We start from the raw sequence: 12,128 nt of genomic DNA on the forward strand, positions 1-12,128 counted from the left end.
ATTAACAAGTTGGTTATAGAAATCATTCCATACACGTAATTATGAAAAAATGGTTGGAGGTATGGAATAAAAAGTGGCTAAATTAAAGTTAAAAAACATAAAAAAAATAACTAATAAAACCATAGAAGAGTTGTATATAGACTACTTAGAATATTGCATAAGCATAGGACAAAGAAAAATGACAATAGAGTCTAAAGAAAGGTTTGGAAAATATGTATTAAATAAAGTCATAGATTTGGATTCTAACATTACAGAGCTAACAAAAGATAAAATAGAAAAATATATAAGTTATATGCGTAAAGAAGGGTATAAAGGTAATACTTATCAGACATTTGTAATTAAAATTAGAGCTTTTTTAACATATTGTTTCAATAATAATTATTTAAAAAAATTTGATGTTAAAATACCCAATATCTTATTAGAGAAAAAAGAAGTTTACACAGAGGAAGAAGTATTAAAGTTATTAAAAAAGCCTAATATAAATAATTGCTTAGTAGGAGATTTTCGTTCTTGGGCTATTGTTTCATTTTTACTAGGTACGGGGTGCAGGGCAGAAACGTTACTAAATGTACATGTGATAGATGTAGATTTTATTACAGGTAGTATATTGTTTAGACATATGAAGACTAAAAGACAGATTACAGTACCTTTATCTAATACGCTAAAAGTAACTTTAAGAGAATATATACAAAGAATAGGATTAAAAAAGGAAGAGTATTTATTTTCAAAATTAAATGGGGAAAAAATGAGTTATGATACTTGTCATCAGAATTTAGAGAATTACTTTAAACATAGAAAAGTAAAGTTCCATGGTATTAATACCTTTAGAAATACTTTTTCCACTATGTTTATTAAAAACGGTGGGGATATTTACAGGTTAAAAACTATATTAGGTCATTCTAATATAAAAACAACTGAACGCTATATAAATCTATTACCTTTAGATGTAAAAAATGACATACAGATGTATAACCCCCTCGATGTATTGTCAAAGAAAAGCATAAGAATGTCAATCCAAAGAGGAGCTAAAAGATAACGGATAACTATACAACGGGATTTGATAGAATTAAAACAAAATCAGATTATTTCTATTCGGAGTAGAGGTTCAATAAACAATATATGTGTTCTACTACATAAGAAAAAATGACAGGTAGTAGAAAAGGTTAAAGTAGCAGTAGCACAATCTAGTTTTAAATATCTTTATTAATTGTATCATGTATCCAATAAAGTTTCGTGGATATATATTATAATTAATAGAGATTTATTTTTTTTATACAATCCTGTATAATTTTAGTTGGTATTGTAATAGTTTCATTTAATAGAAAAATAAATAAGGACTTTAATAAATTATTTAGTTATAAATAGGATAACACATTATAGTTTTTTTTAAGTATTTTGGAGGCGGCGTTTAAGTATGACTAACTATAGTACAAGAGATTTAGAAATAATTGAAAAAGCTAAAAGCGGGACAAAGTATAGTGAATTAGCTAAAGAATATAATATGTCCTATTCAAGAATTGCTTACATAATAGAAAAGCATAAAAAATTCAAAGCGTATTGTAATGAAATGGAAAGTCTGGAATCAAAAAACGAAATAAATCAAGAGACAAAGTTGTATGATTTATCTAAATTACTAAAATTTGATACACGATGCATTAACGCTTTAAATGAAAAGAATATTAGAAGTATTGATGAACTTTTAGTATTGACAGAAGAAGATATTTATACAATAAGAAGTATTGGTAAGACGAGCCGGAATCATATAAAACAATGCATGAACGAATATAAAGAAAGAAATGGTAAGCAGCTAAGCATGTTTAAAAGAGATAACAATAAAAAAGAAACAACTGAAAATGTTGATGAAAGGAAATCAAAGATTGAAAAGTCAATAAATATACCGCCAGTAAATATAAAAGTCGATAGAGAGTATATTTACAATCTTGTTAAGGCTGTAGATAACAGACAAATTGATTTAAGATACTTGCATACAGAAATAGTTAGAGAATTTGATAGAATAGAGAATATAAATAAAGAATTATTACAAACCTTAATTAATTTGCAACATTCTAGAAATATGCCTTGGGAAGATGGACAAGGGCGATATAAAATAGAAATGGAGCGCAAGTTAGAGGAGATTTTAAATATGTATAAATAGTTTTTTCTGAATATCAAAATTTTATATTGAATCAATTACACATAAAATAGACCTTAAGCATTTCAATTTGTAACTAAGGTCTATTTTTCATATTTTGAATTGTTTCAAATCTTAAACTTTGTTAAATAAAAGGAATTTAAAGGGTCTTTGATAGATGTAGGATGAAAATGTCCTGCAATATAACTAGAATCAATGTCATTATAAAATGGAATTGCAAAATCTTTATTTGGAGCTTCTATATGAGTATTATTAATTAATAAGCTTTTTTTGATACATTCATTTAGTTCTTGAAGATAAGAATCATTAATAATATTTATAGGGATATCACATGAAAAGATTGTAGGAGTACCTATATTCTTTAGTATATTTAAATAATTTTTATTATATTTGCTTCTTAAGTATATAGCTACGCCTTGTAAAAATTCACTACCGTATATTAAATAATGACCACAATACTCTATTAAATCTCTTTTATCTAATGCCAAATAAACACGTCCTTCACGTAAATCAGAACCTACATAGTCGAATGCTTCATCTATGTCCTTAGGTAAAAGAGTTGATGGTTTATTAGAAATGAAATAATTTATAGCGGTTTTCTTTAATGATTCCAAATTTAAAACTTTAATATCACTTTCATAATAACTATTTATATTAATAGGTTTACAAGCGTGATACATACGAATATGTGTATAATAATCCCATATGTCTCTATTAGTGATAATAATTTTAGCCCAGTCTATAATATTTTCCCAAATAAATACTTTATCCATGTGATTGTAACTCTCCTTATTGTATCCTAGTAATGAGGCTTTGCTTGTTACTTTAAGAAATAAATATAATAGTATTATTTTTTCTTACTACTATATTATAACATTATTGGACAAACTAGGTTGTATTATTTATAATATATTGTAAAAGTTGATTAATATACAAAGTAAAAGGGGAAAAATGGGGGATAAATATATGAGAAATAAGGAAGAGGTTATAATAAGTTTAAATGAGTTTTTGAAATCGAGTGAAAAGCATTGCCTAGTGGTAGGTACAAATGTACAAAAAAAGCTTTTTGATGTACTTAGGTACTTAAATAGTTTAGAAAAACACTTAAAAATACTAATAAGAATTAGTAGTATGCAAGATTGTGAATATATTTTGAAGTTTAAAGCAAAAACAGGAGCTATAAAGAAAATAAGCAATCTTTCTATTCAAGTAGATAGTATGCAGTCAAAATCACAGGAAAATACACATAAAAATTTTAATTGTATACTAGTATATCCAATAGGCTCTTTAAAAGGAATAGAAGATAAAAATATTCAAGATATTATAAATGACAGAAATTCAGAAAAGGTATTTTGGATAAGTAATCACGACAATATAGACTATTCTTATTTAAAAGATATTTGTGATATTAAACATGTTATTGAAATTAACAACAGCGATGATATTATTCATAATAGAATATTAAGCAATAATGGTAATGAAATTATTGATAAAAAGAATAACTTTGATAAATTGTTTGTAAATGATTTATCATATTATTCAATTGAAGAAGCTATAGATGAGAAATATAATTTAGGTGGAATTTATACTTCATCTATGGGACAAGAGTTAACAGTTGGAATATTTAATGAGTACATATTTGGTGGACATAAGGCTACAAAAAGATTTTGCATAAAAGTTTTAAAGGAAAAAGAAGATGAGAAATTTGTGTTATTAGTAAAACCATGTAAGTAAAAATAGTAACAGTTGAGATAGATGTTTTATAAGGAGGAACTACTATGTTAGTTGGTATAGAAAAATATATAAAAACGCTAGAAGAAGAGAGAAAATTAAAATTTCTAAAATGGGCTTATAAAAATAGTGTTGTTAAGTGGGATAGGGATAATAGAGAATGGTATAAGATTATTCCAAATATGAAAAATATAGAAGGGGCAATAGAACCTATAGTAGCTGACCATAGAAACATATTTCAAAAAGAAGACGGCACGAAAATTTGGGTAATTCAACCTTACTATAATAAAGAACAAGCTTTAACTACCGATTTAATTGAATGGTCTAGTAAAAGAGGGCTAGATGTAAAATTTGATGTAGAAAACTCATGGCATTTCGAGGGAACTATATTAATTCAATTTGAAATTAAAGATATAAATATAGCTAAAAATTATATCATGAATAACAGGGCTTTAAGGAATCCAAGAAGCTACTATATAGAGTAAGTAGCTTTATTAAATAAATCAAGTTATAAATGTAATTAAACAATAAGAAAGGAAGTGAATATTTAGTAAGAGATGTACTTATTATATTCGTCTCTACTAAAGGCAAGCTATGAATATAAATGAGATTAATTTGATTTCTTCAAGCACATGTATTGATAGTTGTAATGGTATTTGCAGAAGAGTTTTAAAAGATATAGAAAATAATTTTAATAACAGTGAAATGTTATTAGATGCATATATTATAGATTTAAATCAAGGGGGGAGGGACTATTCATCAATAATTCAATTGGGATTATTGTTAAAACAATTAGATGATAAATACAAGCAGTTGAAATAATGGTTTATTTATGAAAAATAATTTATTCAATGTAGTTTGGAGCGGTGTGTATGTTTAATATCATAGATACAATTGTACAGGCTATAATAGGGAATGGGTCATATGATTTCTTAAAAAAAATATTTATAAAAGGTAAGAATTTGGAAGATAAAACTCAAATTCAAATTATTATAAATGCTAATGATAATAATAGAGCTAATCAAAATATTGAAGCTAAAAAAGAAATTGAGGATGCTAAAAATGAAATTTCTAAAAGATTGCAATATGTATATAATTCCATGAATTTTGAAAAATCACCAAAACAATTTAATATAAATAAATTAGCATATGTAATGGGAAATCAGACAAGCGAAGAACTTAATAGTTATATGCAAGGGCATAATTATCCTTCATTTGATTTTCTTGATAAATTTGCATCTTGCTTCGCAGTAAATACAAAGTGGTTAAAGTTTGGAGAAGGTCATCCTTATAAGAGTAATGAAAAATCTGAAATGTATGCAGAAGAATATTATAAACGTATATGTGAATTAAAGCCTGAGAGTATATTTTTTATTAGATGTAATTCAAAAGAAGGAGAGAGTATAATAATACTTAAAATTTGCGAATATAAATATGTAATATTGCCTAAATGCTATCACATTAGTTCGTATGTTGGGGCAACCGGGCAACATCAAATATGTTCATTTTACAAATTAATAGAAAAACTTAAAAATAGTGAATTAATAATAGATTGTTATGGTCTAATAATTGATAAAGAAAGCTTTAATGAACTTTACAGAGGCGATGTTTTTCCGGGCAACTATGATAATTTAAGAGATACAAATAATCCTTGGTGGGATGATTTTACTGATATATACAATGAAGATTTTAGTTCAGAGAAGTATTCTATGTGGTATGGTGAGGAATTTGTTCAAGCCCAAGCAATTGTAAGAGCCTGTTTGGAACAAATGAATTGAATATAAATTTAAGTAGATATTTAATATTAAGAAGAGGAGTATAGCAGATGAACGAAAAATTTGACTTAGAAACTTATCGCAAGGAAAATCCTATGGACTATTTAAAAGCAATAGAATTTATAAAAGAAAATCCTAGTGATAGTGACATAATGTAGACTATCTATAAAATAACTCGATTACATATACCAGAAGTAATTTATAAATATAATTCACTTTCTGATAACTTTGAAGAAAATAGCATTAAGCTTAAGACATTGCTAAGTAAGAAAGTATATTTGGCTGAACCAAAATCATTTAATGACCCATTTGATAACAAGGCATTTTTTTATCGAAATGAGGTTTTATCAAAATATGATTTTTTAAAATCTTTTAATGGGAAAATAATTGACGATTTTTCAAGTTATGTTCGCTTATCCTCTTTTACTAGTAATGGTGTAAATAGTATGCCAATGTGGGCACATTACTCCAATAATCATCAAGGGTATTGTGTAATGTATAATACAAAATTAAGGGAAAACATAAATTTATTATCTAATTTATTCCCAGTTCAATATATTGAACAAAGAATTGACATTACTTGAATATTAGACTCTTTTGTTGCCGAGATTGAAAGTTTAAAAGAAAAATCAAAAATAACTGGAGAAAAAGTCATAAGTATTGATAATTTGGTTGTTGTTTGGATTTCGGTTTATTATGCTTGCTTAAAGCATCTAAGTTGGAGTTATGAAAATGAATTGAGATGTGTTGCATCTTCTAACTTTTCAAGAATGCCATATTTAGACGCTGTACCTTCTGCTATTTATATAGGTGCAAAATGTTCTGAAATAAATAAAAAATATTTGTTTGATATTGCATATCAATTAGATATCTCAATTTATCAAATGTTTTTTAATGAATATTCCTTGAGATATGAATTAGAATTAAAGCAATTAAGATAAGTAATTTATTATAATTTGGAGGTGTATTAAATGGCTATAGACAAAGTAATAATTGACAAAGCAATAGAAATATTGGAAGATGAAGGAATATTATTTGAAGATTCATCTGAGGTTGGAAAATTTTTAACAACAAGCAATTCAAGAGAAGAACTAAGTAAATATTTGGATGAACATTTTAGGTTCTTTGATAAAAGTGTTACTGTTCGTGGTTTTAATATTCTTAGTAGAGGAGAACCATTATATCTAATTTTAGTGTGGGATATTCTTGAAACATTCTACTCACAATTGGATGATTATTATGATGTTATAAAAAAAGCAGCTAGTATTCATTATGGCGTTCCAGAGAATGATATTTTTCTTGGATTTATGTAGATTTTGAAAGAGTTAGTATTATGATTTAATTAACTTAATAATTGCTTTTTACTTACAATTAACTTGCCTATAGATAAAATGAGAATTTTATCTACAATGTAAAGAGTTTTATTTTGTTTAATATAGCATATTTGGAAAACTTATTTAAAGATTTAATAATATAGTAAATTGTTGAAGGATTTTTCTATAATTTGTAAAAATATATAAAATAAAGAGATTTTTAGTTGCTTAACTAAAAGTTATAAAAGTACTTTGAAGGATTTGTTTTAGTTCTTAAGGGAAAGGATGACAAAAATGTTTGATGACAAATTAGAAAAGCCGCAATTAAAAGCATCAGCACCTAAAAGACCCGGATGTTTAGTTTTTATTATAAGTTTTATTATCCTACTTGCAATAGGGTATGAGATGGCAGATAATTATATTATAGAATGTAGTTTTATTCTAATTATTGTTGTTTCATTTGGGATTAGTTTCTTAACTTGGCATATATCAGATAAAATATATGAGAAAACACCTAAAGGTAAGATTGAAATCGAACAGTTTAGAAAAGCATATGAAGAATATAAGAAAGAAGAACAAGAATATAATGAAAAGTGTGAGGAAAGAATACTGGCTGTTAGACAGGCTCTTATTGATAGATTTAATATTTCAGAAAGTACTTTAAATAATCCTGTAATAGTTAAATATTTAAAATCACAACCTCAGTTACAAATAAATTGGGACAACTTGGATTTGATGATTTGGACTAATAAAGATACATTATATTTAGTTCATAATGATTTAGTAAATTGTGCAGGAGGTATAGCAATTCCTATTGAATCAATAAAAAGTTTTTTAAGACAAGGAGACATGTATATAGAAACTAATGTCTCCGGAGGAGGTGGCGGTGGAAGCTCACTAACTGGAGCTGTCGTAGGTGGTGTTATTGCTGGAGGAACTGGTGCTGTCATTGGTAGCAGAAAAAAGATAGAGGAAATTAAGACGGAAAATAAGCAAATTGACAACCGTGAAACTATATTGGAATTTGAGTATTATGGTAAAACATATTATATGTTTTTAACTTCAGAAGCATATGACATATTGTTAAGAATGATTCCTCAAAAAGAGTTTAATTATGTAAGTAGAGATAATATTAAAAAAATAGAAAATAAGTCAAATGATGATACATCTTTTGATAATATAAGAGAACTAGCAAAATTAAAAGAAGAAGGTATTCTCACTGAAGAAGAATTCCAAGCAAAGAAAAAGCAATTATTAAGAATATAAATATTGATAATGTTTTTAAATGCAATTTATTTGAAACAAATAGTAATAATATAAGCAAATATATTGATTGAATAAAAGTGAGTTAACTTTTAGTATTGCATTTAGGAAAGAATTTCACTACTTGATATTGAAAATTGGAGAATAATTAATGACAAAGGATGTGTTACAACAAAGTTAACGCATCCTTTTTAGGCTATAATAATTCTTTTAATCTATCCTTTTCTATCACTAGAACAGGCTTATTAAATGACTCTTGAATAAGAGCCACTGTTCCTTTTAACTCATCATACTTTTCCCAAGTAAGTGCATTCTTTGCAGATTCACTCCATTCTATAGGTTGTTTATTTTCATCATAAAATACCTAAACTATTGTATAAGTACCTTAAGCCTTTTTTTATACTCTGTAGTTCCAGCTAGAAAGCATCCATCTATTATACCTATTTTTAAAACTCATGTTAGCAATTCCATTAGCTTTTTTAGGATAGTTTTTTGATGCTTCTTCCCCAACAGATTTATCTACAAGTTTAATTACTGTTTCTGTTCCTAGGGTAAGCCATTAGCAACGTAAGGAGCCTGCATTCTGTAAGAATAAAACTATTCTAATCATCTTCCTCTGGAATGCATCCAGTTGCAACAAACTCATATATTACATTAATTTTATCAATATCTATTTTGCCAGTAACACCTTGCAATTCAGTTATACTTCCCCAATCACCAATACTTTCCAGAAGGTGTAAATCAAATATTCGCTCCCAACTCTCTTCTTTTAATATATTACATTTATTTTGTTCCCATAGTTCATATTCTTCTTCAGATATGCTAAAAAATCCATTGTTTAATACTACATGCCATGCTTCAAAATCCGATAAAAGTACATCAGCTCTATCTAGCTCAGCTTCTAATAAAACACCTTTAGTATCTTTTTCTAGGTAGTTTTGTTCTACACGCTTCCTATCTGGTTTTTGGCTCCATAACCATACAGGGTAATCTCCATTATACTTCGACAGTTTCTTATGCATCTGTTCCATCATCCAACTATAGTGTTTTTCAAAGCCATCTATAGCGAATTCTTTATTACCTTCTAAATAGCCTTTCTTCTTACTTTCTCTCCAAGCATCTATATGCTGTACGGTATAAAATTTCATAAAGATAACCTTTCCTTAACTAACATTGTTAAAATATATAATACTTTGTCTAGTAATTTTTTTCAATATACTCATAGTAAACATAAAAGATATAAAAGAACAGTGCTTGGAGAAAAAATATATTATTATTGATGATTTTAAATAGCACATAAAAGTATAAAACTATAACATAAGACAAACCCTAAGTTACAAGAAAGCATTATTAACATTTTTAAAAACTTGAGCCTTTTCCCTCTTTCTAAATACACACTTCTGGCATTCTTTATTGTAGCATTTTTTCTAATAAACTAGTTTTTATATATTCTAACCTTGCATCTATTAAGGCTTATTAATGAAAGAATGGCTTAACCTGTAAATCTCTTGTATATGTTACTGCCTTCAAGTGAATATTCAATATTACATTTTTTAAAGATGGTCTTAAAATCTATGTCTTTTAATGTAAAATGCTTTGCAAGCAAACCTAAGTGACAGATAGAAAAGTTAATTGTTCCATTAAATATTATTCCGTTCTTATAGGAGTAGACAGCCATATTATAATCTGAAAAAAAGTGTAATCCCCAATTTGAGCCATCAACATTAATACCAATAATTGAATGCATAGCTATTGTTAGAGTGTTGATGCTTTCTTGATTTAGGTTCATATTTAAGTGTTGAAGAATATCTTCAATTTGAGAAGATATTTTAAGCTTATTACTGCAATTGGATTGTTTTTTTCCATACTGTAAAAAGTATAATAGTAAATCATCTATAAAAGTACAAGATTTAACACATGGACTAATTTCTATATAGTCAAATTCTTTGAAGTAATATCGAACACTCTTATTAGAAGAGTATTCTTTAGGGAAAAATAAATTTATTTTTTCATTTTCCTTTAGTATAACATCACAATTTCTTGGTTTAAGTAAAGATTCTTTGTTGCTTTTGCAATTATTGGATTCATTTTTAGCTTCGTTTTCTAAAATTCTCTTTTTACATTCTGTTTCATAGTCTAACCAAGTGTCGAACTCTGGAAGACTAATATAAGGCTCATCCATAACTTTTGCCCTATTATATTTTGGTTTTAGTTTATTAATATAATAGGTTTCATAAATATCCATATCAGTTTTGGATTTGCACTTTGCAAGTATTATCTCATCAATTTCATTGCCCCAAGGGTCATTATAATGAGCTTTAGGACGGTTAAGGAAGTCAGCTGTTTTACCAACATATAATAAAACCATGTTTTTATCAAAAATTTTGTATACCCAATACATAATAACCACCACTTTTAAAAATAATAACTTAATGGATATTATTTCCATGAAGATATTTAATATACACTAGCAGATTTTATCGAGTAAAAATATTAAGTGAATATATAGCAATTATTATATTTATATTTTATAATAAGTTATCCTTAAGGTAAGTATATTTAAAATTGAAGTGCTTATAATTAATGAATATATGGTGGTAAAATTTTATGAATAGAAAAGTATATAAAAATCTTTATGTAGATGACATAAGAGACTGTCCAGATGGGTTTGAAATTGCAAGAACCCTAAAAGAGGCAATATATTATCTTGAAAACTTTCATGTTGAAATTCTTTCTCTTGACCACGATTTAGGGGAAGACGAAGAAGGTAATTTATTACCAACAGGGTATGATTTAGTTAAATATATCTGTGAACATAATTTGAGAGTTTCTAGTGTGTATATTCATACAAGTAACCCAGTTGGGAGATTTAACATGTATGAGACTTTAATAGGAGCACAAAGAAGAGGATTCATTGACAAAGATATTAAAGTGTATAATTTTCCTTATACCGAAAATAAATATACGTAAGGGTAGGAGAGAATGTAATGAGAGATAAAAATAGAATAAGACCATTATTGAATAAATTGGAAAATTTGTGGGATAAATACCCGGATTTGAGGTTTGGACAATTAATATCTTTAATAACTAGTGAAATAAAAATGCCCAATTTGCTTCTTGCAGAGGAAGCGGATTGGGAAAAAGCTATAGAAAAGGTTACTCACAAAACTAATAAGAATACGCAGAGTAATATAGAATGAGTTTATAGATGTAGTATTACCAATAAGTATTTGCAAGTCGACTTAGTTTAATATAGTAGTAGGTGGTAATAAAATGGATTTCAAAGATATAAATACAAGAGTTTGTCAAATGATTAAAAGCGAATTAACTGAGATATCCTATTCCACGTGGGTTAAATATTTAGAAAAAGCTTATATGGAGGAAAATAACATTATTATCAAAGTTCCAGATAGCTTTGTTCAAGGAATTGTGCAAAGCAGATATTTATCATTGTACCATTCAGCTTACAGCCATTTTAGAGATGGCTTTAGATATGAAGACATACTTGTAGAAGTTGATGAAAATCTTGCATGTCATGAAAAGATTGTAAAAAACAACATTGAAGAGAATAAAATAAAAATTTGTAGTGCGAATAAAATGCGAGAGATAGCGGATAGAAAAAATGCAGAAATAGAAGATGTTGAAAAGTTATTTGAAGAAGAGCTTAAAGAAATATATGATAGAATTACTTATAATGCAAATGTAGGAAAATATAAATGTGCTAAAATATTAAAGTATCCTAATACACATGTAATTGTCCAAAAAATAATTGATAGTCTTATAGAGAACGGCTATAAAATAGAAATAGAAGAATACGCTCAAGAAACAGGATTAACAATTAAGTGGTAAAAAAGGGACTAAAAGAGTTATTAGATGATATGCTCCCCTTGTGGT

At 27.0% G+C, this 12,128-nt stretch carries 16 protein-coding genes; 13 read left to right on the top strand and 3 right to left on the bottom strand.

What is annotated here, in order from left to right; all coding sequences use genetic code 11:
• The first annotated feature begins 73 nt into the window (after nt 1–73).
• Both I6U51_RS18370 and I6U51_RS18375 read left to right on the top strand, forming a co-directional pair.
• On the top strand, nt 74–1,036 hold the full coding sequence (locus tag I6U51_RS18370) for a tyrosine-type recombinase/integrase (RefSeq protein WP_211144025.1): 963 nt from the start codon (nt 74–76) through the stop codon (nt 1,034–1,036).
• Between the two features lie 378 nt (nt 1,037–1,414).
• Nucleotides 1,415–2,155: a DNA-directed RNA polymerase subunit alpha C-terminal domain-containing protein gene (locus tag I6U51_RS18375; RefSeq protein ID WP_211144026.1), complete on the top strand. Its 741-nt coding sequence runs from the start codon at nt 1,415–1,417 to the stop codon at nt 2,153–2,155.
• Nucleotides 2,156–2,259: 104 nt separating this feature from the next.
• Here the strand turns inward: I6U51_RS18375 and I6U51_RS18380 are convergent, their stop codons facing one another.
• Entirely contained in the window at nt 2,260–2,925 is a 666-nt protein-coding gene (locus tag I6U51_RS18380) for a hypothetical protein (protein WP_211144027.1), read from the bottom strand.
• A 193-nt stretch (nt 2,926–3,118) separates the two neighbouring features.
• Between I6U51_RS18380 and I6U51_RS18385 the strand changes: the two genes are divergently transcribed.
• The 8 genes from I6U51_RS18385 (at nt 3,119) to I6U51_RS18420 (ending at nt 8,237) form a co-directional block, all read left to right on the top strand.
• Entirely contained in the window at nt 3,119–3,886 is a 768-nt protein-coding gene (locus tag I6U51_RS18385) for a hypothetical protein (RefSeq protein ID WP_211144028.1), read from the top strand.
• Nucleotides 3,887–3,930: 44 nt separating this feature from the next.
• Entirely contained in the window at nt 3,931–4,368 is a 438-nt protein-coding gene (locus I6U51_RS18390) for a hypothetical protein (RefSeq protein ID WP_211144029.1), read from the top strand.
• Nucleotides 4,369–4,477: 109 nt separating this feature from the next.
• Nucleotides 4,478–4,705: a hypothetical protein gene (locus I6U51_RS18395; RefSeq protein WP_211144030.1), complete on the top strand. Its 228-nt coding sequence runs from the start codon at nt 4,478–4,480 to the stop codon at nt 4,703–4,705.
• Between the two features lie 50 nt (nt 4,706–4,755).
• Nucleotides 4,756–5,661, top strand: a complete 906-nt coding sequence (locus tag I6U51_RS18400) for a hypothetical protein (protein WP_211144031.1) — start codon at nt 4,756–4,758, stop codon at nt 5,659–5,661.
• Nucleotides 5,662–5,915: 254 nt separating this feature from the next.
• Nucleotides 5,916–6,242 carry a DUF2971 domain-containing protein gene (locus I6U51_RS18405; protein WP_211144032.1) on the top strand — a complete coding sequence of 109 codons (327 nt, stop codon included), beginning with the start codon at nt 5,916–5,918 and terminating at the stop codon, nt 6,240–6,242.
• Nucleotides 6,243–6,326: 84 nt separating this feature from the next.
• Nucleotides 6,327–6,599 carry a hypothetical protein gene (locus I6U51_RS18410; protein ID WP_211144033.1) on the top strand — a complete coding sequence of 91 codons (273 nt, stop codon included), beginning with the start codon at nt 6,327–6,329 and terminating at the stop codon, nt 6,597–6,599.
• Nucleotides 6,600–6,629: 30 nt separating this feature from the next.
• Entirely contained in the window at nt 6,630–6,971 is a 342-nt protein-coding gene (locus I6U51_RS18415) for a hypothetical protein (protein WP_211144034.1), read from the top strand.
• Nucleotides 6,972–7,265: 294 nt separating this feature from the next.
• The gene (locus I6U51_RS18420; protein WP_211144035.1) at nt 7,266–8,237 is read left to right on the top strand and encodes an SHOCT domain-containing protein; all 972 of its coding nucleotides are present in this window, start codon (nt 7,266–7,268) and stop codon (nt 8,235–8,237) included.
• 599 nt (nt 8,238–8,836) lie between these two features.
• Here I6U51_RS18420 and I6U51_RS18425 read toward each other — a convergent pair.
• Both I6U51_RS18425 and I6U51_RS18430 read right to left on the bottom strand, forming a co-directional pair.
• Nucleotides 8,837–9,382: a DUF3841 domain-containing protein gene (locus tag I6U51_RS18425; RefSeq protein WP_211144036.1), complete on the bottom strand. Its 546-nt coding sequence runs from the start codon at nt 9,380–9,382 to the stop codon at nt 8,837–8,839.
• A gap of 344 nt (nt 9,383–9,726) precedes the next feature.
• Nucleotides 9,727–10,635: a GIY-YIG nuclease family protein gene (locus I6U51_RS18430; protein WP_211144037.1), complete on the bottom strand. Its 909-nt coding sequence runs from the start codon at nt 10,633–10,635 to the stop codon at nt 9,727–9,729.
• A 206-nt stretch (nt 10,636–10,841) separates the two neighbouring features.
• Here I6U51_RS18430 and I6U51_RS18435 point away from each other — a divergent pair, with 206 nt between their 5' ends.
• The 3 genes from I6U51_RS18435 (at nt 10,842) to I6U51_RS18445 (ending at nt 12,083) form a co-directional block, all read left to right on the top strand.
• Nucleotides 10,842–11,204: a cyclic-phosphate processing receiver domain-containing protein gene (locus I6U51_RS18435; RefSeq protein WP_211144038.1), complete on the top strand. Its 363-nt coding sequence runs from the start codon at nt 10,842–10,844 to the stop codon at nt 11,202–11,204.
• A 17-nt stretch (nt 11,205–11,221) separates the two neighbouring features.
• Nucleotides 11,222–11,434: a hypothetical protein gene (locus I6U51_RS18440; RefSeq protein ID WP_211144039.1), complete on the top strand. Its 213-nt coding sequence runs from the start codon at nt 11,222–11,224 to the stop codon at nt 11,432–11,434.
• Nucleotides 11,435–11,507: 73 nt separating this feature from the next.
• Entirely contained in the window at nt 11,508–12,083 is a 576-nt protein-coding gene (locus I6U51_RS18445) for a DnaA N-terminal domain-containing protein (RefSeq protein ID WP_211144040.1), read from the top strand.
• Nucleotides 12,084–12,128: the final 45 nt, after the last annotated feature.

The sequence above is a fragment of the Clostridium aciditolerans genome (assembly GCF_016316925.1).
Taxonomy (GTDB): domain Bacteria; phylum Bacillota; class Clostridia; order Clostridiales; family Clostridiaceae; genus Clostridium_AM; species Clostridium_AM aciditolerans.